At 50.4% G+C, this 26,053-nt stretch carries 24 protein-coding genes; 4 read left to right on the forward strand and 20 right to left on the reverse strand.

Features of this window, described 5'->3' with window-relative positions; genetic code table 11:
- Window positions 1–216: 216 nt before the first annotated feature.
- The 3 genes from ACKWCC_RS11500 to ACKWCC_RS11510 all read right to left on the reverse strand — a co-directional run bounded on the left by ACKWCC_RS11500 (window position 217) and on the right by ACKWCC_RS11510 (window position 2,123).
- Window positions 217–1,278 (reverse strand): aldose epimerase family protein, encoded by a 1,062-nt coding sequence (locus tag ACKWCC_RS11500; RefSeq protein ID WP_413996084.1) that lies wholly within the window; start codon window positions 1,276–1,278, stop codon window positions 217–219.
- Between the two features lie 433 nt (window positions 1,279–1,711).
- Complete coding sequence (locus tag ACKWCC_RS11505) at window positions 1,712–1,855, reverse strand: hypothetical protein (protein ID WP_413996085.1); 144 nt, start codon at window positions 1,853–1,855, stop codon at window positions 1,712–1,714.
- Between the two features lie 28 nt (window positions 1,856–1,883).
- Window positions 1,884–2,123: a hypothetical protein gene (locus ACKWCC_RS11510; RefSeq protein WP_413996086.1), complete on the reverse strand. Its 240-nt coding sequence runs from the start codon at window positions 2,121–2,123 to the stop codon at window positions 1,884–1,886.
- A gap of 132 nt (window positions 2,124–2,255) precedes the next feature.
- On the opposite strand from ACKWCC_RS11510, the gene ACKWCC_RS11515 reads away from it, so the two are divergent.
- Window positions 2,256–2,699: an arsenate reductase family protein gene (locus ACKWCC_RS11515; RefSeq protein WP_413996087.1), complete on the forward strand. Its 444-nt coding sequence runs from the start codon at window positions 2,256–2,258 to the stop codon at window positions 2,697–2,699.
- Between the two features lie 545 nt (window positions 2,700–3,244).
- Here the strand turns inward: ACKWCC_RS11515 and ACKWCC_RS11520 are convergent.
- The 15 genes from ACKWCC_RS11520 to ACKWCC_RS11590 all read right to left on the reverse strand — a co-directional run bounded on the left by ACKWCC_RS11520 (window position 3,245) and on the right by ACKWCC_RS11590 (window position 18,641).
- Complete coding sequence (locus ACKWCC_RS11520) at window positions 3,245–4,699, reverse strand: c-type cytochrome domain-containing protein (protein ID WP_413996088.1); 1,455 nt, start codon at window positions 4,697–4,699, stop codon at window positions 3,245–3,247.
- Window positions 4,699–6,159 carry a DUF1501 domain-containing protein gene (locus tag ACKWCC_RS11525; protein WP_413996089.1) on the reverse strand — a complete coding sequence of 487 codons (1,461 nt, stop codon included), beginning with the start codon at window positions 6,157–6,159 and terminating at the stop codon, window positions 4,699–4,701. The genes ACKWCC_RS11520 and ACKWCC_RS11525 overlap by 1 nt, the downstream gene beginning before the upstream one ends.
- Before the next feature lie 7 nt (window positions 6,160–6,166).
- The gene (locus ACKWCC_RS11530) at window positions 6,167–8,491 is read right to left on the reverse strand and encodes a PSD1 and planctomycete cytochrome C domain-containing protein (RefSeq protein WP_413996090.1); all 2,325 of its coding nucleotides are present in this window, start codon (window positions 8,489–8,491) and stop codon (window positions 6,167–6,169) included.
- A gap of 157 nt (window positions 8,492–8,648) precedes the next feature.
- Window positions 8,649–9,680, reverse strand: a complete 1,032-nt coding sequence (locus ACKWCC_RS11535) for a helix-turn-helix domain-containing protein (protein WP_413996091.1) — start codon at window positions 9,678–9,680, stop codon at window positions 8,649–8,651.
- 622 nt (window positions 9,681–10,302) lie between these two features.
- A complete protein-coding gene (locus ACKWCC_RS11540) occupies window positions 10,303–12,828 on the reverse strand; it encodes a PAS domain-containing sensor histidine kinase (RefSeq protein ID WP_413996092.1) in 2,526 nt (841 codons plus the stop codon).
- A 117-nt stretch (window positions 12,829–12,945) separates the two neighbouring features.
- The gene (locus ACKWCC_RS11545; RefSeq protein ID WP_413996093.1) at window positions 12,946–13,392 is read right to left on the reverse strand and encodes a response regulator; all 447 of its coding nucleotides are present in this window, start codon (window positions 13,390–13,392) and stop codon (window positions 12,946–12,948) included.
- Between the two features lie 13 nt (window positions 13,393–13,405).
- Window positions 13,406–13,954: a helix-turn-helix domain-containing protein gene (locus ACKWCC_RS11550; RefSeq protein ID WP_413996094.1), complete on the reverse strand. Its 549-nt coding sequence runs from the start codon at window positions 13,952–13,954 to the stop codon at window positions 13,406–13,408.
- A 409-nt stretch (window positions 13,955–14,363) separates the two neighbouring features.
- Window positions 14,364–14,687, reverse strand: a complete 324-nt coding sequence (locus ACKWCC_RS11555; protein ID WP_413996095.1) for a hypothetical protein — start codon at window positions 14,685–14,687, stop codon at window positions 14,364–14,366.
- A gap of 269 nt (window positions 14,688–14,956) precedes the next feature.
- Window positions 14,957–15,136: a hypothetical protein gene (locus tag ACKWCC_RS11560; protein WP_413996096.1), complete on the reverse strand. Its 180-nt coding sequence runs from the start codon at window positions 15,134–15,136 to the stop codon at window positions 14,957–14,959.
- Window positions 15,137–15,447: 311 nt separating this feature from the next.
- Window positions 15,448–15,609 carry a DUF1328 domain-containing protein gene (locus ACKWCC_RS11565; RefSeq protein ID WP_413996097.1) on the reverse strand — a complete coding sequence of 54 codons (162 nt, stop codon included), beginning with the start codon at window positions 15,607–15,609 and terminating at the stop codon, window positions 15,448–15,450.
- A gap of 146 nt (window positions 15,610–15,755) precedes the next feature.
- On the reverse strand, window positions 15,756–16,433 hold the full coding sequence (locus tag ACKWCC_RS11570) for an SOS response-associated peptidase family protein (protein WP_413996098.1): 678 nt from the start codon (window positions 16,431–16,433) through the stop codon (window positions 15,756–15,758).
- Window positions 16,434–16,516: 83 nt separating this feature from the next.
- On the reverse strand, window positions 16,517–17,392 hold the full coding sequence (locus tag ACKWCC_RS11575; protein ID WP_413996099.1) for a mechanosensitive ion channel family protein: 876 nt from the start codon (window positions 17,390–17,392) through the stop codon (window positions 16,517–16,519).
- Between the two features lie 241 nt (window positions 17,393–17,633).
- Window positions 17,634–17,840, reverse strand: a complete 207-nt coding sequence (locus tag ACKWCC_RS11580) for a hypothetical protein (protein ID WP_413996100.1) — start codon at window positions 17,838–17,840, stop codon at window positions 17,634–17,636.
- A gap of 121 nt (window positions 17,841–17,961) precedes the next feature.
- The gene (locus ACKWCC_RS11585; protein WP_413996101.1) at window positions 17,962–18,312 is read right to left on the reverse strand and encodes a hypothetical protein; all 351 of its coding nucleotides are present in this window, start codon (window positions 18,310–18,312) and stop codon (window positions 17,962–17,964) included.
- Entirely contained in the window at window positions 18,312–18,641 is a 330-nt protein-coding gene (locus ACKWCC_RS11590) for a YtxH domain-containing protein (RefSeq protein WP_413996102.1), read from the reverse strand. The genes ACKWCC_RS11585 and ACKWCC_RS11590 overlap by 1 nt, the downstream gene beginning before the upstream one ends.
- A gap of 185 nt (window positions 18,642–18,826) precedes the next feature.
- Between ACKWCC_RS11590 and ACKWCC_RS11595 the strand changes: the two genes are divergently transcribed.
- On the forward strand, window positions 18,827–20,182 hold the full coding sequence (locus ACKWCC_RS11595) for an NAD-dependent succinate-semialdehyde dehydrogenase (protein WP_413996103.1): 1,356 nt from the start codon (window positions 18,827–18,829) through the stop codon (window positions 20,180–20,182).
- 57 nt (window positions 20,183–20,239) lie between these two features.
- Here the strand turns inward: ACKWCC_RS11595 and ACKWCC_RS11600 are convergent, their stop codons facing one another.
- Window positions 20,240–20,707, reverse strand: a complete 468-nt coding sequence (locus ACKWCC_RS11600; protein ID WP_413996104.1) for a nucleoside deaminase — start codon at window positions 20,705–20,707, stop codon at window positions 20,240–20,242.
- A gap of 241 nt (window positions 20,708–20,948) precedes the next feature.
- Complete coding sequence (locus tag ACKWCC_RS11605; protein ID WP_413996105.1) at window positions 20,949–21,563, reverse strand: nitroreductase family protein; 615 nt, start codon at window positions 21,561–21,563, stop codon at window positions 20,949–20,951.
- A 590-nt stretch (window positions 21,564–22,153) separates the two neighbouring features.
- Between ACKWCC_RS11605 and ACKWCC_RS11610 the strand changes: the two genes are divergently transcribed.
- Together ACKWCC_RS11610 and ppdK are read left to right on the forward strand one after the other, a co-directional pair.
- A complete protein-coding gene (locus ACKWCC_RS11610) occupies window positions 22,154–22,906 on the forward strand; it encodes a DUF6733 family protein (RefSeq protein ID WP_413996106.1) in 753 nt (250 codons plus the stop codon).
- A 388-nt stretch (window positions 22,907–23,294) separates the two neighbouring features.
- The gene (gene ppdK / locus ACKWCC_RS11615) at window positions 23,295–26,030 is read left to right on the forward strand and encodes a pyruvate, phosphate dikinase (RefSeq protein WP_413996107.1); all 2,736 of its coding nucleotides are present in this window, start codon (window positions 23,295–23,297) and stop codon (window positions 26,028–26,030) included.
- Window positions 26,031–26,053 lie beyond the last annotated feature (23 nt).

The following is a 26,053-nucleotide window of genomic DNA, read 5'->3' on the forward strand; positions in this document are numbered from 1 at the left end:
GGGCGTTTTCCATCCCCCGAAGGGGAAACAAAACAGCCGTTTCTTCCATTGACAAACTGGAACCAAGGGTCGTATTTGCATTTTATACCATTTCTATGCCTGCACTTCAAACGAGAACTGGTATTGAACAGAAGGCAGCGTACTGCTGGCACTTATTTTGGACAAAAGTTGATGGTTGATGTGCTCAGGGGCGGGTTCAGTTTCTTGAGCCCTGGGCTATTGCGTGGCAAACCCAAAGACGGTCTTGGAGAAATAGCGTTCCCCGGGGCGAAGTACCACGGACGGAAACTGGGGCTGGTTGGGGCTGTCCGGATAATGCTGGGTCTCCAAACAGAGTCCGCTGCGTTGGCCGTAATGCCCGCCACCGGGAATGGGCAAGGTGCCGTCCAAGAAATTCCCGGTGTACAGTTGTACGCCCGGTTCCGTGGTGGCCACTTCCATTACCCTGCCCGTTACCGGTTCTGTGAGTACGGCAATGGAACGCAGTTGTTTCTCCGGATTGTCCAGTGCCCAACAATGGTCGTACCCTCCCGCAACCCGCAGTTGCCCGTGGTCTGCCCCAATGTCCCTCCCAATGGCCTTTTGGGTTCTAAAGTCAAAAGGGGTGCCCGCTACCTCCATCAACCGGCCGGTGGGGATCAGGTTTGGGTTTACGGGAACAACGTGGTCTGCCCGCAGCTGCAGTTGGTGCCCCATAACGGATTTGGTAAAGTCCCCGGTGAGGTTAAAATAGGCGTGCTGCGTCAGGTTCACCACCGTGCTTTTGTCGGTGGTGGCCGTGTAGGCCACTTCCAAGGTGTTCTTTGCCGTGAGGGTGTAGGTGACCCGGACATCCAGATTTCCGGGGAAGCCTTCCTCCATATCGGGGCTTAGGTACCTGAGGCCCAGGGTGGCTTGCTCCCCGGAAGAGGTCTCCACCACTTCCCAGACTTTTTTGTCAAACCCTTCCTCGCCCCCGTGCAAGTTGTTGGGGCCATTGTTGGCCGCGAGCGTGTAGGTGGTGCCCTCCAGCGTAAATTGAGCGTTGGCAATGCGGTTGCCATACCGTCCGATCAGAGCGCCAAAATAGGGATGTCCCGCTTCATACCCGGCCAAGGAATCCAAGTTCAGCACCACATTTTGCAGGGTGCCGTCCCTATCGGGCACGGCCAAATGGGCAATGATGCCCCCATAGGTGAGGATGTGCACTTCCATGCCCATGGCATTCTTTAAGGCATAGCGGTGTACGGTTTCCCCTTTCTTGGTGGTGCCGTATGTTTCTTTGGTAATGGTGGTCATGGCCTTGTTTTTAGCTTGATGTTCTTGTGTAGCGGGTTTGTTCGGCGTTTTGCAGCTCCCTGCCCATAAAAATACTACAACCAGGAGCAAAAAACGACAGCTATGGTGCGTGGCTCGCATGCGTAGCATCCCAAGGGACAGGCGTTGGTCTTTCTTCATCTTGGGTGTTCAGGGATGTAACATCGATTAGGGCAAACAAGATACAATATTCAGGATTGTAAACGAAGAACCCCCTTGTGGACAAAAGGAAATGTTTGGCACCCCCACGCTTGGGAGATTTATTGTTTTTGTTGATTTCATTTTGGGTGGGCGCCGAACACAAAAAAAGCCCACAACCTTACGGATGCGGGCGGCTCCTGCCATGATGAGGGGACACTCTGGCCAAACTTGGGCTTCTGGGTGGGCACCGTGGGCCACATTTCCGTGCCCGTGCCTATTTTTTCTTCTGTTGGTTTTTGATGTTTTCCTCATCATAATCCACCTTGTTCGTGTCAATATTGGTGTTTCCGGTAGGATTGGTGGGGTTGTGCTGTTCCACTTTGCGCTTAAACTTTTTTTTGTCTTTGAATATTCCCATAGGGTTTCTTTTTTTGGTTCGATACAATTTATAAAAACAGCGCATTTTTGATCGATGCCAAAGCATTTGATGCTGCCGCTAAAGGTTGCCCATCATTTTTCCATCTTTGTTTCCGATAGCATTGGTAGCGATAGCACACCCTTGCCACCACCATACCCTTTATCTTTGGTGTGTTGTTGGTTTTCCCGCAAAGATGGGGTTGCGGCGCAGTATGTCCGTAACCTTTACTTTGAGGGGTGATGACCGCAACAGCACAACATCCACTCATAATGTTGTTTTGTGTGAAGGCCGATGCGGTACTGCCGTATCGGCCTTTTTGCGGCCACCAAGGTGCGCGACCTCACCATTTTGTTGGTTTTTTGGACTACCATAAAAATGGATGAAGCTAAACGGTGCCCATATGGCTTCCTACCTTGCGGTAAACAGAAACCAAATGGGAGTGATCTCCACAAACGGCAGACAAATGACCTTATATTACTATTCCGGAAATTCCATTGGTAAACAGACGCGCGCCTATGTGGCCGCATCCGACAAAAAGATATTGGCCGTGGACATAGCCAAGGACAAGGTAACGGGAACCCAATGGGCCGAACTGGCGCACGGGCTGGAGAAGCCCGTATCGTACTTGGTGAACACGGACCACCCCGACTTTAAGGAACAGTACGGCACGGACACGGTAACCATGTCCGATGACGACTGGTTCAAGGTACTGCAAAAATCCCCGGCGCTGTTAAGACATCCCCTTGTGCTTCACGGGGACAAGGTCATTGCCATTGAAACAGGTGCGCAGTTCAAGGAATATATGGCCCCCGATAGCGCGGGACTGGACAAGCCTTACCGCTAGTCTTGGTCCACATGGGCAGACGTGCCTTACTGCAATCTGCGAAACATTCCCCCTTTGACATCCACGCCGTGGCCGGGCCAAACCACTGCCTAGCGCTGCCCAAGCCTTCTGCAACATGCATTTCCGCCGGGGCAATAGCGGGTTGGCCCCTTTACCACCTTGGATGGGATATGGTTTGTGGTAAAAAACGGATGTTCAAGGGGTAGCACGGCGGCGAGAGTTTAAAACCACTTGAGTTTCTTTTACACCAGACAGAAAGTGCTGCTGGGCACATCACCTCCCGGTATGGTTCCTTCTGCTAAACTGTTGTTTCCCATCTGGATTAGTGACGTTCTGGGAGAGCAGAGCCGGCCAAACCCAATATCATCGGCAAAAAATCGGAACTTTTAAGGCCAAGGGGTTCTTTAATTGGGCAATGGCACATCGCTTTTAAAACAGCCAAGTACCCTTTTTTTTGCTATGTGATGTACGTTCGGGTACAGTCAATTGGTTCATGGGACAAAGATCGGGACGGGCTGGAAAAATCATTCCTTATTGGCCAAGTCTTATTCAACAGATGGTAACTGTTCATCGTTTTTGAGTGAGTCTTTGGAAATGAAGAATGGCATCAATTCACTATGGATACCTTTGTTAACGGTCAGTTCTTGGTGGTTCTGCTCAAACTTTTCCAGGGCGGCACTGCTTATCTCAGAATTCCAAAGATAGATTTGCTTTAAGCTGTTGAGCTCTGCAAACACCGAAAGGGCCCCATCATTCACCGCGGTATCGTAAATTTTAAGAAATTCCAATTTCTTAAGAGATGCAATTGACGCAATATCCGAAGTTTGCAATGGGGTACGATCCACTTCTAGACGTCTCAGGTTGGTGCATTGGCCCACCAGGGCCATCTCCACTTCGCCCAAGGGCAGTCCACTCAGGTCAAGCTCAACAATGTTTTTGGCCACAGGGCCCAGTTTCAAAATTTCTTCCGGCACATAGTTTGGAGGCAGAAAGACCACCACGCTTAGGGCATTGGAGCCTTTGGAAATGCGCTGTACCGTCATATAATCCGTGGATAGGCGGGTTAAGGTGGTATCTGCCACCTTTGGGAGTTCTGCCCATTCCGCTTGGTCATCCGGCCCGTACAAGGAAGCCAGCAAACCTACCAAGGGCTCGCCCTTATCCAAATGGCTCAGTTTTAGAGTGTCTGAGGCCCCGAGTGCAATCCATCGTTCCAGGATATTGATCTCGTTCTCGTTTAGGGGCTTTTTGCCTGTTGGCGGCATATGCGCGTCATCTTCCTTTGGAAGATACAGGCGGCGTATTAGCTCGCTTCCCCCGCTGTTTCCCGGAAGAATGGAACTGCCACTTTTACCTCCCTTGAGCATTGCCGGCAAATTGGTCATTAGCAATTGTCCTTTTTGTTTATTGGGATTGTGGCAGGAAATGCAATTGGCCTCCAAGATGGCATGCACCACATCCCCATAAATCAAGGGGTCCTCTGGCAGTTCCTTTTTAGCCTTTTTTGTGGGCAATGCCAAAAAATCTTCGCCGTGGGTGACCATACCTCCGTAGTGTCCTGTAAAGAAAACGAGCAATACCATTACAACCTGCAACATTTTGGAAAAGAGATGGAGTTGCCTTCCCATTTTGTTCACCGCATACCAAACCACCGCCAAAAGGGCCAAACCACTGCCGGCATATTGGTGCCAAAAGAGAAGATTTCCTTTTTCCGGGGTTTCCATGCCCAGAAAAAATCCTGAAATGGCCGTTGCCAGCGCGCTAATTACCGCTACCTGGAGCAGCGTATTGGGAATGGGCTTGTTGGTTAAGCCCAGAAAAGCGGTAAGTACCAATAAGACAATGGGAAAGTGCAGTACCAAAGGGTGCCATTTGCCCATCCAAGCCACTAGGGGTGGCAGGCGTATAAACGTCTCAAAAAGCAAACAAAAGACCAGAAAAACGGAAAGTGCCAAGACCACATAATCCACCCATGTTCTGTTTTTTACAGCCTTGGCCATTACGCTAAAAGATCGTTTATAATATTTCCCGATACATCGGTAAGCCTAAAGCGCCTGCCTTGATATTTGTACGTAAGTTGTTCATGATCAATGCCAAGCATGTGCATCATGGTGGCGTGGAAATCATGGATGTGTACTGGGTTTTCTATGACATTGTAGCCGAACTCGTCTGTTTTGCCATAATTGAGACCGGGCTTAACGCCTCCGCCGGCCATCCATATACTAAAGGCCCTTGGGTGGTGGTCCCGGCCGTAATTATCAACATCGAACTTGCCTTGGGCGTAGTTTCCCCTGCCAAACTCCCCGCCCCAAATGACCAAGGTATCCTCCAGCATGCCCCTTTGTTTCAAATCCAACACAAGGGCCGCTGATGCCTGGTCCACATCTTTGGCCTGTCCGGCCATTTCATTGTGCAAATTTCCGTGCTGGTCCCAACCTTGATGGTACAGTTGTATAAAGCGTACCCCATTTTCTGCAAGCCTACGCGCCTGTAGGGCGTTGGCGGCATAGGTTCCAGGTACTTGGCAGTCTTCCCCGTACAGTTTTATGATGGATTCCGGCTCCTTGGAAATGTCCATCACGTCTGGGACGGACATTTGCATGCGATAGGCCATTTCGTACTGTGCAATTCTTGATTCTATTTCGTCATCCCCGGTTTCCACATGGTGCAGTTTATTTAGGGAAGAGACATGGTCCAACAAGTGCCTTTTGTCCGATCTGGACAATCCGTCGGGGTCATTCAAGTAGAGTACGGGGTCCTTGCCCGATCGCAGCAGTACCCCTTGATGTTTTGAGTCTAAAAAACCACTGGACCACAATTTGGAATAGAGCCCTTGGCTATTGCCTTTGCCGCGGGAGGTCAGGACAACAAATGAGGGAAGGTTCTTATTTTCGCTGCCAAGGCCATAACTGAGCCAGGAACCCATACTGGGCCTACCGGCGATCTGGGTACCGGTCTGGAAAAACGTAATGGCCGGATCGTGGTTAATGGCTTCCGTATGCATGCTCTTCACAACGGTGATCTCATCGGCAATTTTGGCAATGTGGGGGAAGAAATCACTGACCCATGTTCTACTTTCCCCGTATTGCTTAAACCCAATTTTTGGGGGCATCAGAGGGAATTTGTCCTGGTTTGCCGTCATTCCGGTGAGTCGCTGGCCATTTCTAATGGATTCGGGCAAATCCTCTCCCATACGTTTAATGAGGGTGGGCTTATAGTCAAAGGACTCCAGTTGGGACGGTGCTCCCGCCTGAAAAAGGTAAATGACCCTTTTCGCTTTAGGCGCAAAATGGGGCAAACCTAAGGCCTGTCTTGGAACTGAGGTACTGTTGCCCTTAAAAAGGTCGGGTATCAACAAAGACCCCAAGGCCAATGACCCGATGCCAACGCTGAGTTGTGAAAAGAAATGGCGACGGTTTTGCTTTAGGGGGTTTTCCGGATTCGGCTTGTCATCTTCCATACTTCTGTTATTCTTTGGTAATGGTTTCATCTAAGTTGTAAACGACCTGGGCGGTTAACATCAGGGCGGCCGTCTCAATGGGATCGGCATCATTTCTTGGATATTCCCCATGGGAAACAAGGGCAAGCGCATCCTCTTGGTTCATATTGTAGCTCTCCCAGGTATCGCTGTAGTACTTTTGCAGCAATGACAGTTCCTCTGTTTTTGGGCTGCGCACCAGAATGCTCCTAAAGAGGTGTGTTAACTTATCCTTTTCCGTCATAGGGTCTTTTGCGAGGTTTTGGGCCAAGACACGTGCAGCCTCAAGCACCTGGACATCGTTCTGTAGGGCCAACGCCTGTAAGGGGGTATTTGTCTTTTGCCTGCGCACTTCGCAAAAATCGCGCGTTGGGGCGTCAAAAATGGTCATGTTCGGTGGGGGCAGCGTTCTTTTCCAAAAGGTGTACAGGGACCTTCTGTAAAGCGCCTCACCCTTGTCCTGAACGTATTTTGTCAAGATGCCCCGGTTTCCCCCGGCATTGGTCTCTTCCCACAGACCCTGTGGTTGGTAAGGTTTTACGCTGGGCCCGCCTATTTCCGGGTTTAGGATGCCACTGGAGGCCAAGATGTAATCACGGATCATTTCACCGCTCATCCTAAAACGGGGCATGGTCGCCAACCATTTGTTTTCTGGGTCCAGCTCCTTCAGCTCAGGTCTTATGACAGAAGTTTGCCGGTAGGTGGCCGATGACACTATCTTCTTGATCAAATATTTAATGTCCCAATCATTTTCCATGAAATCCACAGCCAACCAGTCCAAGAGATCGGGGTGCGTGGGCAAACTGCCCTGTACACCGAAGTCTTCCGTGGTCTCCACCAAGCCTTTGCCAAAGATCATGGCCCAGATTTGGTTCACAAAGACCCTTGCCGTTAGGGGGTTGTCCTTATGGGTAATCCATTGGGCAAGGCCCAACCTGTTTTTGGGTAAGGCATCCGAGTAGGGAAAAACCTCATCGGGGGCATTGGGCAAAACGGAATCGGTGGGTTGGTCATATTCGCCGCGATTCAAGAGGTAAGTGGTCTTTGGTGCGGAATCGTTCATGACCATCACCTTAACGGAGGTCGTGTTTTTCATGTTGATAAAGGAGAGTACCCCGTTCTTGTCCTCTTCCGTAATGCTGAGATAGGGGGGGTCTGCATAGAACTCTTTCTCCGCTGCCCGTACGGCATCCATCTGTAGGCCTTTTTCATCCACTTGGTTAAAAAAGGCATAAAACTCGAAATAATTGGCCTGTGATATGGCATCATATTTATGGTCATGACAGCGGGCGCATTCCAGGGTGAGCCCCAGAATCCCCTTGCCCAGGGTATTGGTTCTGTCCAGGACGTAATTGGTACGATATTCTTCCTGTATGACCCCGCCTTCTTGGGTAATGGGATGGTTTCTGTTGAAGCCCGTGGCCAAAATCTGCTCTTTCGTGGCATTGGGCAACAAATCGCCGGCAAGCTGTAAGGTTATGAATTCATCGTAGGGCATGTTTTGGTTGAAGGCGTGGATTACCCAATCCCGCCAGGGCCACATGGTCCTGTAACTATCGTCCTGGTACCCGTGGGAGTCTGCATACCTGGCCACGTCCAGCCAATATTGGGTCATTCGTTCCCCATAGGCGGGAGAGGCCAAAAGAATGTCAATGGCCTTGTCCAGGGCTTTTGGGTCATTTCCTGTAAGAAGTTGGTCCACCAATGCTGGGGTGGGAGGGAGGCCATTAAGATCTAAACTCATGCGCCTAAGTAGGGTGGCAGGGGCAGCCCTTTCAGACGGTGCCAGACCATTCTCCTCCATTTTATTCAAAACAAACAAGTCTATTTCATTGTTGCCCCAGTCCTTTTTTTTGGGCTTGGGGGGCAACTCTTTTTTGGGGGGAATGTAGGCCCAGTGTTTGTCAAAAGCCGCTCCTTGGCTAATCCATTTTTTTAGGAGCTCCTTCTCCCGTGAGGTCAACGCCAGATTGGACTCGGGAGGCGGCATCACCTCATTGGGGTCGTCACTGATGATGTGCTGGTAAATGGCGCTTTTTTCCGGCTGTCCGGGAACGATCCCAAAACGTCCTGGGCTTTCTGGGAGTTCAGAGCGCGCTGCTTCACCGACATCCACCCGGAACCCCGCTTGTCTCTCGTTCGCGTCCGGGCCATGACAGGCATAGCAATTATCAGATAATATGGGCTTTATGTGAAAATTGTAGTCCACTACATTTGGCAGTGGCATTTCCTTGTATTCATCCCTGGAGAAATTGATGTTACCGCTGCGCAGGGCATATAGAAAACCCATAATCAGTGTCAATATCAGAATCAAAAACCCTTTTTGCTTCATTTAGTTCAATTAAAACAACAACAAATTACATAATTAATCAGAATTTAAGTTAAACAATCGTTATTTTAACCTTTGATGCGTTTATTGCGTAAAATACCGGTCTTTTTAGGGCTTTATCAAAGGGACTGTTTGGGGGCCCTTACCCCACTTGGGCCCATCTGTTCTGGTTGTCTTGATAGTGCTTGGGACTGCAATGGTACTTCTCCTTGAAGATTTTGGAGAAGTAGCTCCTGCTGGTGAGCCCAACGGTGTAAACGATCTCGGAGATGTTCAGGTCCGTGGTCTTTATGAGGTGTTCTGCGGTCTCTACCCTTACGTTCCTGATAAAATCCGAAACCGTGCGGTTGTGCAGCAGCTTAAACCCTTCTTGAAGCTTGGCGGGGGATAGGCCGGTCTTGCCGCTGAGGTACTTTAGGCTGTAGGCCACTTCTGGATAGTTTTTTATAAAGGTGCTAATGTCCTTTATCCTCGCCATCTCGTCCCGGGTCAGGGAGCCCAATTGGTTCTTGGAACGTTCCATGTCTTCCTTGTGCTGCTCAATTTCCAGGGCCAAGATCATGTGCACTATGCCCTTGATGAGAAGCCTGCGCACAATCCCTTTTTGCCTAATGGTCTGCAAGTGCGCTATTTGTTCGGATATCTTAAGGTTATAGGAGCCAATATAGGCAAAGGGGGCACTTTCCTTCTGCGGCATAAAGGCATTGGCCAATTGTTGCTGCAGCAGGCGGTTGTCCGTGCCGTCATCGGCGCCCGTACCGGTGTTCACCATAATACAGGTGAGCTGCACCTTTTGGCCCTTCCTAAAAAACAGGGTGGTCTCTTTTTTGGGGTCGCTTGCAAATATCCCGGTCTGGAATTGGTTCAGGGAGCGTTTTTTGCCCGCGGTGGTGAAACTATGGCTTATTTGCCCCTCGGCGCAATAGAGGAAGTGGATGGGGTTGGTATTGCCCAAGGAGCACTCCACCTGGGTATCCTCTAAAAAGGTAAGGTCGTACTCCATCAGTAAGATGTGCTTGTTCACTTCCACACCGGTGACCTCCCCGAACGCCTTGTCATTGTCAACGTTCAGGATGTGTTCTTTTTGGTCGCTGTTGCGCCTACCGCCCAAATGGCTTTGTAGTTCTTTAAAAATGGTCTCTGTGTTCGCTTGTGTAAGTTTTAGGGTTTGCATGCTGTTTTGTTTTGTGTGTGAATACTTTTGTTTTACCTGCCGTGATCGGATTACCCCTTAGGTGTGTTCAGGATTTTTCGGATGGCGCCCCACCCGTACTTTGTCCTTGGATGGGGTGGTTTCCGGCGCCGATCTGCGTTGCTGTAAACTCCAACACCGGCCAACCCGGGCATTGGTGGTATCGCTGTTTTCACGGGTGCTTGTTGTGGGGTTTACTTCGGGGCTCATCCATCATTTTTCAGGTTCCCTACAAAGATGGGGCAAGGGTGCCCCTTTGGTGTTACACAACTTTCTTGATTTGTTACATATTTATGGGAAAAAGCCCTTTTTAAGGCCGTTTTTGCATAAAAAGGGTGTTCCATTGGCCAATTTTGGCATTTTTTTGGCCGCGGCGGCCAAGAAAGGGCACCAACTGCATCAGGGACGCCCGGCGCTTAAATGATCGCTGCCTTTTGCCCTTCCTTTTGATCTGAGTTAGGTTCCTCCCGCGATTTAGGTCTTTGCGGGTATTTTAAGAGATTATGGCGAAGAAGATTGTAATTCCGGGCCCTTTGGTGGTGGTTTTTCATGGTCCTCCTACAGCTCCGGACCATCACGCCATTCCCGAACTTATGGAAACGTGCTAAACGGGCAGGTACACACAGAAGGTTGCGCCTTTTCCCTTTTCCCCCTCTGCCTCAATATGCCCCTTGTGGTTATCAGCTATCTTTTTGCAAATGGCCAGGCCAATGCCGGTACCGGAGTAGGTCTCTTTCTGGTGCAGCCGCTGAAAGAGTTCAAATATCTTGTCGGCGTTCTCTTGATCAAACCCTATGCCATTGTCCATTACCGAAATCCTATGATAAGCTTTTTCTTGGTGCTCCAGGTGCTGCGGCAGTTGGCGGGCATTTACCTGTTTACAGCTCACCACCACCTTGGCCTGTTCTTCTGTGGTCCTGTATTTAATGGCATTGCCCAGCAGGTTGGTGAGCAACTGTTCCATTTGGAAGGGTATGGCCCTTATTTTGGGCAGCTCGTCCACCACTATTTCCACGCCACTGCTCTCAATGCGTTCTTCCAGGTCTTCCATCACCTTGGTCATCACCTCGTTCAGATCCACTGGTAAAAAATCGTTCTTGTTCTTGGTGATCCTGGAATAGGTCAAGAGATACTTGATCAGGTTCTGCATCCTATTGGCGGCGTGGGCAATCTTTTTAAAGTAAATGGCCTCCTTTTCCGGAAGGGTCTCCACCGGAACACGGGAAACGAACATTTGAATTTTTCGCATCGGTTCCTGGAGGTCATGGCTGGCCACCCGGTTAAAGGATTCCAGCTCCGCATTGGAAAGCATCAGGTCCTGGTTCTTGCTGCGCAGTTCTTGCTCAATGCTGATCTCTTCGGTAACGTCCTGGACCACGCCCACCACAATTTTCTTTCCATCCCTTATCTCAAAATGGCCCGTGGTGCGCAAGTGTTTTATGGTTTTCTTTTTGGTGATGACCCGGTACACAATGGGTGTGGCCTCCCTTTTGGTCAGGGTGTCCGCCACACTTTGCCGGTAGGCCTCTCGGTCTTCGGGATGTACAAATTTTAGGTAATTTTCCTCGGAGGCCACAAAAGACTGTGGTTGGCACTCCAAAATGCGGTAGTAATTGTCCGATAAGGTCGAGGTTCGGGTTTCGGTGTCCCAAAGATAACTGCCCACTTTGGCCAAAACTTCTGCTTCGGCCAACAGACTGTTGTTCAGGGTGAGGCGTTCATTGAGCTTTCTAAGCTCATTCTCCCGTTGTTTCTCTTTGGTGATATTGCTGGTGGTAACGGTAACCCCGTCATTGAGCTTAATGGCGTGGGCACTGAACCAAAGGGTTTTCCCGTCTTGTTCATAGGAGGTCTCGTAGCTAACGGCTTCCTTTTTGTCCACGCACTGTACCAGATTCTCAAACACCCCGTCCTTGAAAACAATGGGGTACACATCGGACAGCTTTTTGTGTTTTAGCTCTTCCGGAAGTTCACCGGTAAGGGCATTTATGGCCTCATTGATAAACAGGAACTCAAAATCCACAATTTTCCCTTCGTCATTTCGTACAGATGCCAAGTGCATCACCACATTGGGGGTGCTTTTAAAAACATTGCTAAGGAAAGCGCGGCCATCCAGCAATTCCAAATTTTGTTTTTCCAGCCGTTCGTTCAACAGTTTCAAATGGGCCTCGGCCTTCTTTTCCAAGGTGCTGTCGCGGGCGGTGGTGGTAACCCCTTGGTCCAATTTATTGATGATGTTGGTAAACCAAATGGATTCACCTTTAATGTTGTATTCATATTCATGCACCTGGGTCTCCCCGGTTTTTAGGCATGCTTCCATCTTCTCTAGAATGCCGTTGTGCCGTGACGATGGAAACAGTTGGGTAAGGCGCTTTCCCTTGACGCTCCCAGGGTTTTCGCCCGTCAGGGCGGTATAGCTGTCACTGGTAAATTCAAAGACCATGTCCATCAAGGTTCCGTTGCCATCATAAATGGGGGTAAAGTGGCTAACGATACTAGGGCTGCTCTTGAGCACGTTTTTCATAAAGGCTTGCGATACCAGGGTGGCCTTACGCTCTCTGTAAAGCAAGTAAATGGCAATGAGGAGAATGAAAAGGCCCAGGGCGCCCAATACCAAAACCGTAAAAGAGGCGTGCAAAAACGATGATGCCGAGGCATCCTCGGGCCGCTGCGACCGTTGGATCAACAGCTTGCCAAGTTGCCCTATTTGATGGTACGGTTCAAGGGTGCCCATTGAATTTTGGATTAGGCCTTGCCCCATAACTGTACACGCCCCACCACGGCATGAAAGGGCATTGAGGAGTTTACCAAAGGAAAGCGTCAATACATTCCCTGCATTCAGCACCTTTTGGGTTTCCCGCCAGGAGTGGAGCAATGGCCAAAACTGCTTGTTGATCTCCCTAGCCTCAATCGTTATCGGGATATTGGGCCGCTGCGGGATGTCTGTTTTTCTTAGGGCCACCATACCCATATAAATATCGGCCCCTGCCCGTGGTTCCAAGAGTGGGATCCGCTCCCTTTCGGCTTGTTCGTAGGCCCTGGCCCAGTACGTCCCACTTAAGCCAATGCCCCCCAAAACGGATATGGCGCATAACAGCAGCGGAAGGGTATTGCCTCTATATTTTTTCAACTTAGTTGCCTATTTAGCCTTAGAAACTTGGTCTTGTCCTGTAAGTTAGAAACTTGGTGGGCAGTGCAAATTAAAAAAATGCAATCACGTCAACAAATGCACGCATCGGGTTCTTTTTTATATACGGAGCAGAAAAGTGTCCCTGTTCAGGGAAGAGGTGTGGTATTGCCAATTGAGGCGCAACACCTTGTCCACCGCCTTTTTTAGGGCACCAAAGGTGGTGGGCTTGTTAATGTAGATGTTGGCCCCGTTCACAAAGGTCTGCTCAATGTCCCTTTCAGAGGAAGAGGTGGAATAAATGGCCACGCACAGGTCTTTAATGCGTTCGTTTGCCCGGATTTCCCGCAGACACTGCATTCCGTCCTTGATTGGCATGTTCAGGTCCAGGAACACAATTTCCGGTAAGACAATGTTGGGCAGCAACAAATAGTCCATCAGTTCTTGGCCATTGATGAAAAGGGAGAGCTTGGTCTTGATGTCCAGCTCGGCAATGGCGTCCTTGAAAAAAAGACGGTCATCCGCATCATCGTCCGCCAGGGCAATGTTCATTTGGGTCAAGGCCATTTGCGTATCCTTATTATACTTGCGTTCGTTTTGTAATGATGCGTTCAAAGGCCGATGGGGTCAGTCCCGTGGTTTTTTTGAATTGGGCAGATAAATGGGCCACACTGCTATAATCCAATCGGTGCGCAATTTCGGTCAAGGTAAATCTTTTTTCCATGATCAGGGTCTTGGCTGCATCAATTTTTTTTAAAATGATGAACTGCTCAATGGAAGAATGTGTTTCCTCTGAAAACACGGTGGACAGATGGGAATAGGAGTAGTGCAATCTGGAGCTCAGATAGCTGGATACATTATATTTCCGTGTTTTTTCCGGATGCCTCACCATTTCCGTAATGGTGTCCTTGATCTGTTGTACCAGAATGGCCTGTTGGTTCAGCAAAATCTCAATGCCATAGGGCGCCAAGACTTGCTTTACGGAGTCCTGTTGCTCCGGGGACAAAGTTTTGGTAAAGGTGATTTCCCCACGTTGCGTCAATTGGTAGGGAAAACCGAGGGTGTCCAGACGTTCCCGTAATACCTTTTTGCACAGGAGTTCGTAATTGAATGTGACGTTCATCTTCATAGGGCCGGTATGTGATGTTCAGCACCTTTTTTTTCCGCAGAACAAAGGGTACTGGCCACAAAGATGACGTAATTTATTGAATTTTTGGCGTTCGCTCCGCTAGTTGCGCCTTTGTCACGCAAGCAAAGGTATTTTCCACAGCGGTGGAAGATACCTTGGCTACTTTTTTCCGCTGCTTTCCCCTAGCTGGGGTTGGCTGCCAAACTAAGGGATTGACCAAATGCAGGGAGGGCACCTATAAGAGGGCATGTTGGGTAGCTGTCATTGGGCCCTTGCGCCCGGTATGATGGTTTTTTTTATGGCCTGGCTTGGCATCGCAGTTGTTTTTAATTGCCCCAAGTGGGGATGGGGTGGGATTTTGGCAGAAAGGGCAGGCCATCGTTGGGTGCCCGATCGCAAGTGCAAGTCATTACGTGATCTTATCCTTTCTGTCCATATTTTCCTTGGGCACCGCGTTGAAGAATGCTGCCATTTCGGTGTCCGCAGCCGGACTGTAATTGGCCAGCACCGTGCCTTTACCACCATCCCGGGTCTCCACGGCGTATAAAATGCTCATGTCAGACGGGTTGGTGGTGCCCTCAAAACGGTGCTCGGCGTGTATGTGCACCTCGGACGGGCCAAAGGTATTTTTGCTTTCCAGCTCCCGTAACTTTCCTTGCTCAATGCGGTAATTTTTCTCGTAGCCTTTGGCCACATAGTCGTTAATGTACTCTTTCTCGCTTCGCGTGTTCATTTTTTTTTGGATTTTTAAAGTTCAATAAAAGGGATTAGAGGTCAGTAGATAGTTACCTATTTTAAATCGAGTTGATAGCCTAAATGTCAGGCTGAGCGCAGTCGAAGTCTTCCTTGGCTGGCAAATGGTTCTCGACTGCGCTCGAACTGACAATAGTAAAAATTATTAACCGTATTATAATCAAATAATTACCTTGTTTGATGGATAAGTATTTATCTACTGACCTCTAAAAGGGAAATCCCGGCACCGGCACCTCAGTGCATGGTGTCCTACTTGTCGTCCGTGGCGTCGTCTATCTCATCTTCCACTTCCTCGGCACCTTCTTCAATGCCTTCCCCGACATCTTCAATGCCTTCCTCAATTTTTTCGCCCGGTTTTTTTTCTTCCCTACAACTGTTTAGAAGGGTAAGCGTACCGGCCATGCAAAAGAGAAAAAAAACACGTATCATTTTCGTTTTCATAATATTTGGAATGTAAGAGGTTGTTGTAAAAAATAAGGGTTACCCTCGTCGTTGTGGGTAAGAACCCGTGATTCATAATCTAACTTGTAACTGTAAGACGTAAGATTTTGTGTTTTTGGTTTTATGGATTATCGTTACCTATTTTCAGGGTTTTTGTAATCGAACCTATTTATAACCTTACGTTTTACGTCCCAGGGTCTTTAGTCTGGCCAAAATCATTCTCGATTCCACGACCTAAGTGGCAGTGCCAAAAAATGAATAAATTGGTGCCGGGATTCCAGGCTCTTGCCATGATTCGGCTATACTTTTTTTCTGCCCGTGATGAGGCTGATCACAAAAAGGACCAGAAATATAAAGAACAGGATTTTGGCTATGGAGGCAGCTCCGGCGGCAATACCGCTAAAACCAAAAATGCCGGCAATAATGGCCAAAACAATAAAGGTAATGGTCCAGCGTAACATAGGTGTTTATTTTAAGGTTGTTAAAAACTTGGTTCCTCACCAAACTCATACCAAAGTTGCCATTTTAAAATAAGCCAGATCAATGGCATCGCATTGGTTTTTAACGGGATTGGGAGGCATCATCAGGGCCGGTGCGCCCATAGTTGTTAAAGGGCGGCAGGTTTTAGGGCCGTTTCCAGGGGTTGGCTCTCAAAATCTGGATGCAGTGGGTGCGCTTTCAGGGCAAAGGTTTTGGGTAGGGTGGGAAAGGTGCGCACAAATTTCGGGGAGAAAAGCCCATTGAGCCAGCGGTGATGTTGGTCCGCTTCAATGATGAGCGGTATTTCATTGTCTAAATTGTTGAGCTGGTCGTTGGGGTGGTTCCATCTATAGGTTAAGAGGGTAAAGGTATGGAAACCGTCCGAGGTGGTATTGTAGAATCCCGCCAGGCAGAAAGGTTTTTGTGGTGCGCTGTAAAGATGATAGGGCCGCAACCCGGCAGGGGTCAAATGTTGTAGAAAGAATCCGGTAACGGGAACCAAGCACCTTCTTTTCTCCAGACCGGGAAGGCACCAAGGTTGCCGCAATGCGCTTTCCATGTTCATGGACAGCGTGGCATGCCGGTCCTGGAAATGACGCCAACTGCCCTGATGGCCTTCCGGTAACAGGCCCCAGATGGCCGGACTTATGCATTGTTGTTCCCTTTGGCCCAAAATGAGGACGGTGGTTTCTGCCTTGCCGCGCAGCAACCTTGGGTCCGGGAGCAAATGCGGATATTTCAGAGGTCGTTTCAGGAACTTCTCTAAACCTTTGTTGCTTATGGAAAGGGATAGGGTGGGATACAAAATTTGGGAATCGTTTTTAGGTTCGCTCTTAGGCGTTGTTACTGGTAATGATCGTGTCACGGCCTACCGCAGCTCCCCTTCATTTAGCTGGAACTTATGGGGATGTCCCTTGGGATGTCCAGCGTGCGTATGGGGAACGGGATGGTGATGTCATGGGCGTCAAAGGCCTTTTTAATGGCAATGACCGCCGTGGTCTTTGCCTTGGCCACTTCCAAGGCAGAGGTGGAGGCGATCCAAAATCGGATTTCAAAATTAATGGAACTGTCACTGAACTCCGTGTACAGAAAAATGACGTCCGCGGCCCGCTCCACGGCCCCAAAGGTTTTGGCAATGGTGTCGCAGACCAGGTCCTTGGCAAATTCCAAATCGGTGTCGTAGGCCACGCCACAGCCAAGGATAACCCGGGACTGGGCGGTAGAGGAATAGTTCTTTATGGGGTTCTCCAAGACCAGTTTGTTGGGGATGTAGACCAAATTGTTGTCCGGTTGCTTAATGGTCACCGCCCTGAGGTCCAGGTCGATCACCTCGCCCTCGTAACCATTGCTTTCGATCCAATCGCCAAATTTCACTTGTTTTATGTAGGAGAGCACAATGCCGGAATAGGTGTTGGCCAGGGCACCTTGCAGGGCCAGCCCCACGGCCAGGCCCGCCACCCCGGCACCGGCCAAAATGGTGTTCAGGGTCTTGCTCAGGTCCAAAATTCCAAGCACCAAAAACAGCCCGATCAAGATTACCAGAACGGACACCAGTTTGGCAATGATGTTCTTCATGGTCTGTTGTAAGCTGCTTTTCTGAAGCAACCTCAGGGACAGCTTGCTTACATAGCGAGACACAAAAATGACAATGATGAATACAATGATGGCCAGCACCATATTGGGCAGGTTCAGGACCAGGGCATCGGCCCAGGAATGCAACCTGTTCAGCATTTCGGTCCATGCTTCCTTCAGCTGTATTTTCATTGTTTGCATTTTATTTGTTACCGAGGCCTTTATGCCCGCTGCGCCCCTGTCCAGGCTTCCATAACACAAAAACAATGGCCCTGTCCTTTTGGGGAGCAAGGCCATTGACCAACCATCAACTAAAATCATCTGCCATCCTTCCGCTTCACCCAATATTTAAGGGCCATGGCCAAGGGCGGCAAGGAATTGTCTTCTAGATGTCCTGATCCGTGTTCCTTTGGTAGCGCCCATCCTGCACCGCTCATCTGAGCACTTTTTTGAGCAAGAGCATCAAGCCATATTTCTTAAAACCGTCCAACAGGGAGGCCAGGAAGTTCATGTGATGTAAATCTTTTTTTACCTGATGCTGTACAAGTTTCACCTCTTCCCACTCAATCTGTCGCCTTAAATCCAACATTTTCAGCTGCAGATCAATGTCTTTCAATGAGGTGTAGTCGGTTTTTTTCATCTGTTGCTATTTATTTGTTTTTTAAGGTCAAGGTAAGGGTCAGAACTGCCCGTTCCGTTTCAGGCGGGTGTTATTCGCCAATCAACATTTCGGCCGGTATCCACTATGGTTAGGACTTGTTTTATTCCTCGAAATAATTTTTGGACAGTTTTTTAATGAGGGTCCTTGCCAAGGGCTTGCGTAGGGCGCGCACCACCAACATGAGCAGTACAAAACAGCAACCCACCAGCAGAAAGCCCAAGGGGGCGCTTTCCAAGTAAAGCGTAAGGGCCAATGCGGCCGATATGGCAAAGAAAAGTACGGCCATAAGGAGCAACAGCCCATAAAAGAGGTAGGTGCTTCCCTTGGTGGTGGCCACTGTCAAAACCTTAAAGCCCTTGAGCTCGTAGTATTCCTTGGTGGTATCCAAATAGGCCTTTCCCCTCTGGGCCGCATCGGCCGTGGTTTCTTCCAATGACGCCACTACACCCATTATGATTTCTGGAGCTTTTTGTTCTTGGCCTTAAGTTCGGCCAATTTCTTTTCCAGGGAGCTAATGACATCGTCCGTCTTATGGCTCACGTCGTTGACAATATCTTCCAGTTGATGGTCCAGGCTGGCCCGTTTGGAGGCCACGGTCTGGGCCGCCCGATCCCGGAGGTCCAGCGCGCTTTCCGCTAGGGATTCCTTGGTGGCCTCGGCCTCCTGTACAATGCGCCGCCTGGTGGCAGAGCCCTTGTCCGGTGCAAAGAGAATGCCCAGGGCCGCACCAATGGCCGTGCCGGCCAAAACGCCTAATAATGTGTTTCCACTATCGTTCATGTTGTTAAGTTTTAAGTTACTACTGGTTTTCCCCAAAATTGCAATAAATTAGGGGATGTCCTTGACGTAATAGCGTCAATGATTGCCCTAGATGCAATATGGGCCCCAGCGTTAAGAAGGCAACGGATAGCATACCTTTAAGGGGCACAAACTTTTTACCTTTATAAACTAAATTCCGTGAACCTATGATACATACCAAAAATCCGTACAATAACGAACCCATTGCTTCCTATGCCCCACATACGGATGCCCAGATCGAGGCCTGCATAGAAAAGGCCCATACCACATTTTCCCAATGGAGGGGCTATGGTATGGAAGAGCGCTTGGTTCCCATGGGGGCCCTGGCCAAACTCTTGTTGGAGCGCAGCCGGCGTTACGCTTCCCTGATGAGCCAGGAAATGGGCAAACCCATACAACAGGCGGTGGCAGAAGTGGAAAAATGTGTTTGGCTGTGCGATTTCTATCATGAGAACGCAGAAGATTTTCTGGCCGATGAGCTCATAGAAACCGAAGCGGGCGAGAGTTTTATCAGTTACGATCCCTTGGGGGTGGTGCTGGGGGTAATGCCCTGGAACTATCCTTTTTGGCAGGTGCTGCGCTTTGCCGTGCCCACACTGCTGGCCGGCAACACGGTTTTGTTGAAGCACGCCAGTAACGTCACCGGCAGTGCCCTGGCCCTGGAAGAACTCTTCAAAGAGGCCGGTTTTCCGGAGGCGGCCTTTACCACTGTTTTGGCCAACCACGGGCAGGTGGCCCATATCATTGCCCATGCACACGTACGGGCTGTGAGCGTCACCGGGAGCGGAACGGCGGGCAGCCATATTGCCAAACTGGCCGGGCAGTTTGTAAAGCCCTCGGTGATGGAATTGGGGGGCAACAACGCCTGTATTGTCTGGGAAGATGCCGACCTGGATGCCCATATGGACACCATGGTAAACGCCAGGATGCAAAATACGGGACAGAGCTGTATTGCCGCCAAACGCTTTATTGTCACGGAGCCCATTTATGATGATTTTGTGGCGCGCTTCAAGGAAAAGCTCAAAAATCTGAAGCGCGGCGATCCGGCTTCCGAAGCAACGGACATTGGGGTCATGGCCCGTGAGGACCTGGCCCGGGAACTGCAGCAACAAGTGGCCCGCTCCGTTGAAAAGGGAGCGGTGGTGACCCACGGAAATACCGTTGAAAAAGCCTACTACGAGCCCACGCTGCTGGAAAATGTAAGACCTGGTATGCCCGCTTTTGATGAAGAACTCTTTGGTCCCGTTGCGGCCGTGATCAAGGCCAAGGACCGGGCGGAAAGCCTGGAACTGGCCGCCAACTCCAAATTTGGGCTGGGCACCATGCTCTTTACCCGAGATGTGGAAGCCGCCCGGTGGGCCATTGACCAAATCCCCGACGGGGCCTTTTTTGTGAACGATATGGTGAAGTCAGACCCACGGCTGCCCTTTGGGGGCACCAAGATGTCCGGGTACGGAAGGGAACTCTCCAGGGAGGGCATTCACGAATTTGTGAACAAAAAGACGGTGTACCTGAAGCCTTGACGGGTTCTGGGTAAATCGTGGTTCTGCCCTAAGCGGCCGGGAAACGCATCTTGCCCATCAACCATGGTCCTGGGGATGCTCCCAAACCGCCACCGCTTCCTTGGCCATGAACTGTTGCATCTTAAACTCCTTGTCCCGCTGTGCTGCGTCCCGTGCATAGTACATTTCGGAATAGACGTAACCGTGGTGTTTTGCATCCAGGGCCGATGCGCCGTAGAAAATGGCCTTAAAATTGGCCCAATGGCAGGCGCCCAAGCACATCATGCAGGGCACGCAGCTGGTGTAGAGGACACAGTCTGACAAATTGTGCGTTTTTAGGGTACGGCAGGCCACCTGAATGGCCTTCAGCTCCGCGTGTTGGGTACAGTCGGTATCGGCCTTGACCGAATTGCTCACCTCGGCAACAATCTTCCCGTTTTGGACGATCACCGCCCCAAACGGACTGCCGCCATCGTTCATTTTTCCTTGGCGGGCCAGGGCAATGGCGCGTTCCATAAAAATAACATCTTGTGCTGTGGGCATCATTTTTTTGTTTTTTTAGTTTGATGAAAGATTGCTGTGGATGCACCTTGAGACCTGCCCCGAAATAGGTTGAAGGTGCAGGTCAATGCGGCCCAATTGAGCTGCGAAGATAGCCATACCAGACCTAAGCTGCTTCAATGATGGGTTCGCACACTTGCAATTGTCATGATCATGGGTCTTGTCTATGGCACCGTGCCCAACGGGAAAATAGGCAATGGAGTGCCTTGGCGCTGCGGGAAAAGGGTCATTTTTCCCGCCAAGCCTCTTTGAAGGCAAAATCTGCTTGCGGAAAGCGCTCCCGAGTACTGGTTTCGCTCTCCCTGAGTTCCTGGGGCAAGTCTTCCAGCCGTCCGCCGTAGTACCCTACGGCCACGGCGGTGGCAATATGGAAAGCCTCGGGGACTTCAAAGACGCGCTGTGCCTTTTTCCAGTTTACCCCGGCCATTTGGTGCATTCCTATCCCCATATATTGTGCCTGTACGCCCATTTGGGCCACGGCCTGTCCCAGATCGTGGAGTGCATGGAAATTTTCTCGGCCTTTGGCATCCTTTGTTCTATAGGCGGTTAGCATGAGCATCGGGGCGTTTTTTGCCCACTTTTGGTTAAAGTCGCTCAGACAGGCCAACATCTTGCCATAGGGCGCGGTGCCCCGATGGGCGTACAAAAACCGCCATGGCTGCAGGTTGTTGCTGCTGGCAGACCAGCGTGCCGCCTCGAAGAGTTGTTTTAAATGCATGTCCCGAAGTTTTTCCAAAGCAAAGGTGCGCGGACTGTAGCGCTGTTTTAACAGGGCAAAAATCTCGTGTTCGCAATCTGCGATCTTTTCCATTTGTAATTGGTCCATTTCCGTCATTACCATAGTGATTTAGCAATTTTTTTGATGAAGCTAGGGATATTCCCCCCAATGGTTTAACCGAAAAGCGCACAAGTTTAACCCCAAAGCGGCAAACCATTCCAGGGACTCTGGTTTTCCTGGGCCAGGCCATTGCGCGCTCCCAGGGAAGCACTCGCACTGACGGACCATGTGGAACATTTTCGCGGATGTTTCACACGGCAAACGGGTTCCACTTCCCGCTTCGCAAATCAATATATTAAATCAATTTTATTTATGTACCCCAAAAAAGAGGGGGTTATATATTCTTATAATCATAATTATGTGTTCAATACCCCTATAAAATTAGGGTAGTATTGTATGTAACAATATCTTTCGACCCGAAAACATTCAATTTTTAATACGAGTTTGAAGATGGGAGGTTTTAATAAACAAAGAAAAAATCATCGGAAGGCATGAAAAAGACCACTTTAAAAAATAGCCCGTTCCAGATACGGGCACCGGACAGGGCGCCACCAGGGAAACCTCTAGAAATATGGCACCACGGCCGAGGCAAAGCGCCGTTCGGTCTTATGACAAACAATCACAACAGTACAAATAACTAAATCATCAACCTTATGAAATGCACAAAATCAATTTTTAGCCTATTCATCCTCTTTATGACCACCACCCTGGGGCTTTATGCCCAAGATGCCGAAGACAATGCCGATGACAAGGTGAGCGTGGGCCTTAGCCTTAACCATGACGCTTTCTTCGGCTTTAACCCTATGATGACCTTCGGGTATGCCATTAGCGATACCGATGCCTTCACGGCCTATGGCATCCAGTGGGGAGCCGGAACGGGCAGCGCTTGGGACCAGTGGACGGAGTTTGGTATTGGTTACAACAAAACCGTTGGCAACTTCGACATTAATCCCCAATTGGGCTTTACCATGGGGAGCTTGCTCTCCAGTGGCGCCGCGCAGCGCGGGGTGGTAGGGGATGGTATAGTGCCCAACCTCACCGTGAACTATGGCACCGATCTGTTGGAAGGCCAGTTCTATTTTGGCTATTACGGGGCTTTGTCCAACACCACCGAGGCTGGGGAGGCCACCAACAACTATGTGCACTACTGGGCCAATCTGGGCATAAAGCTCACCAGTCACCTGTCCTTGGGCGCCCATTTTGAGGAGCTGTACCTATCCGGAGGGGATGTCAATGGCGGCGCTACCCTGGACCGTGCCGATGGCTATGTGTGGTTGGGGCCCTACCTCCAATTCGCTAAAGGAAATGCAGGTCTGCGTTTCTCCTTTGGAGGCAATCTTGCCGATGAGGCCGATCGTTTTGCCCCCAATGATTTTTATAAGTTGAGTTTCTTTGTATCGCTCTAAAGACTTGCGATAACCTTAAATGACCAACCCCTTTTATAATTCTTAAAAACCGGCCTTTTGGCCGGTTTTGTCGTTTTATGGGCCCATTTCCAAGAAATGGGCCCGGAAAGGGAGATTTAGCCAAACGTTGAGGCCACGTTGAAGCCCGCTCCGGGAGCTTGGGGACAAAGTGCCCAAAGTGCCCACGGAGCAACCCCTCCGCTTTTTCGCAGTGAAGTGGAAAACCACCTCCCCTTGATTCAGGGGAGGAGCTGGTTCTTGGTTTCAAATGCAACCTATACTATAAACCACACTTTTAGGGCATAATGACAATTGTCATAAAATAGAAGGGTCCCAAGCGGTAATTTTACACCACCTTGTTATAGAGGCAACTATAAAAATCTTAAGTATGGAAATAGCAATTGAAACCAAGAAAAGGGTGTACCGCTTTGGTGATAAGAGCGCGGACGGCAACAGCACCATGAAAAACCTATTGGGGGGCAAAGGGGCCAATTTGGCCGAGATGAGCGCCCTTGGCATTCCGGTACCACCGGGTTTTACCATTACCACCGAGGTCTGTACGGAATACAATGCATTGGGACAGGAAACCGTGCTGGGCATGATCAAGGAGGAAGTGGAGGATGCCGTGAACAACATAGCCCGCATCATGGGCACCGAGTACGGTAACGTGGACAACCCCTTGCTCATTTCCGTGCGTTCCGGGGCGCGGGTCTCCATGCCCGGGATGATGGATACCGTATTGAACCTGGGGCTCAATGACGAGGTGGTGCACGGCCTGGTGGCCAAGACCAACAACGAGCGTTTTGCCTGGGACTCCTACCGCCGCTTCATTCAGATGTACGGTGGCGTGGTGCTGGGCATGAAACCGGAAAGCAAGGAGGACATTGATCCCTTTGAGGAAATTATGGAGCACTTGAAGGAAAAACGCCAAATTGAGCTGGATACCCAGTTTACCGTTCAGGACCTGAAGGATCTGGTGTACGATTTTAAGGATGCCGTTAAAAAGCGTACCGGACATGATTTTCCCTCCGATCCCTGGGAGCAATTGTGGGGCGCGGTCATTGCCGTTTTCAATAGTTGGAACGGCGATCGTGCCGTCTATTACAGAAACATGCACGGCTATCCGGCGGAATGGGGCACGGCAGTGAACGTGCAGGCCATGGTTTACGGCAATATGGGCGATAACTCTGGCACCGGGGTCTGCTTTACCCGCGATGCCGGCACCGGCGAGAACGTGTTCAATGGCGAATATTTGATCAACGCCCAGGGCGAGGATGTGGTGGCCGGTGTGCGCACCCCACAACAGATTACCAAGTTGGGTTCCCAGCGCTGGGCCGAGCTGGCCATGGTGGAGGAAGCCGATAGGGCCCAAAACTATCCTTCCCTGGAAGAGCTGATGCCACAGATGTACCAAGAGCTTTTTGCACACCAGGCCACCCTGGAAGCCCATTATAAGGACATGCAGGACATGGAGTTCACCATCCAGGATGGAAAGATGTGGATCCTACAGACCCGTAACGGGAAACGTACCGGCGCCGCCATGGTAAAGATTGCGGTGGACCTGTACAAAGAGGGCAGCATTGATGAAGCGGAAGCCCTGCTGCGCATTGAGCCCAATAAGTTGGATGAGCTGCTGCACCCCGTTTTTGACCCCAAGGCCATTAAAAGGGCCCATATCATTGCGCAGGGGCTGCCTGCTTCCCCAGGGGCCGCCACGGGCCAGTTGGTCTTCTTTGCGGACGAGGCCAAAAAATTCAGGAACACCATCCTAACGCGCATAGAAACCTCCCCGGAGGACCTGGAGGGCATGAACCTGGCCAAGGGCATCTTAACGGCCAGGGGCGGGATGACCTCGCACGCGGCCGTAGTGGCCCGGGGGATGGGGAAATGCTGTATTTCCGGCGCTGGCGCCCTTAAGATAGATTATAAGAACCGGACGCTTACCGTAGAGGGCAAGGAATACCATGAGGGCGATTGGATTTCCCTGAACGGTTCCACCGGAAACATCATTGAGGGCAAGGTGGCCACCATTGAACCCGTCTTAAGCGGGGAATTTGCGGAATTGATGGCCATGGCCGACAAATATGCCAAAATGGAAGTGCGCACCAACGCGGACTCGCCCAAGGATGCCAAGGTGGCGCGTAATTTTGGGGCCAAGGGCATTGGCCTTACCCGAACAGAGCACATGTTCTTTGAAGTGGACCGCATCAAGGCCATGCGTGAAATGATATTGGCCGATACCGTGAAAGGACGTAGGCAAGCCCTGGGCGATCTCTTGCCCATGCAGCGGGAAGATTTTGAGGGTATTTTTGAGGCGATGGACGGCCTGCCCGTGACCATTAGGTTACTGGATCCCCCTTTGCACGAATTTGTGCCCCACCAATTGGCCACCCAAAAGGAACTGGCCGAGGACATGCACATTTCCCTGCAGGCCGTGAAGAACAAGGTGGCCGAACTACAGGAGTTTAACCCCATGCTGGGGCATCGGGGATGCCGCTTGGGCAATACCTACCCGGAAATTACCGAAATGCAGACCCGCGCCATCATTGAGGCCGCCCTGAACCTCAAGGCCAAGGGCATTGCTTCCAAACCCGAGATCATGGTGCCGCTCATAGGCACGGTCAAAGAGTTTCTAGAGCAAGAGCGCATTATCCGTAGTACGGCAGATGAGGTTTTTGAAGCGTACGGAGACCGCGTGGAGTATCTGGTGGGCACCATGATCGAGATTCCCCGGGCCGCCCTTTTGGCGGACCAAATCGCTGAACATGCCGACTTTTTCTCCTTTGGCACCAATGACCTTACCCAGATGGCCTTTGGCTATTCTCGGGACGACGCCGGTAAATTCCTGCCCATTTATCTGGAAAAGGGCCTCTTGATCGTTGATCCGTTTGAGGTGCTGGACCAAGAAGGCGTGGGCCAACTGGTTCAGATGGGCACCGAGCGCGGACGTAAGACCAAGCCCCAACTCAAAGTGGGCATTTGTGGCGAACACGGTGGGGAGCCCAGTTCGGTGGAGTTTTGTCACCGTATGGGCATGAACTACGTAAGCTGTTCCCCTTTCCGGGTGCCCATTGCCAGAGTGGCCGCCGCCCAGGCCGCCATCAAGGCCAACATGGTCCACTGATTCCGAAAGTGCCTGCGAGCGGA

Source organism: Maribacter aquimarinus (assembly GCF_047345505.1).
Classification (GTDB): domain Bacteria; phylum Bacteroidota; class Bacteroidia; order Flavobacteriales; family Flavobacteriaceae; genus Maribacter.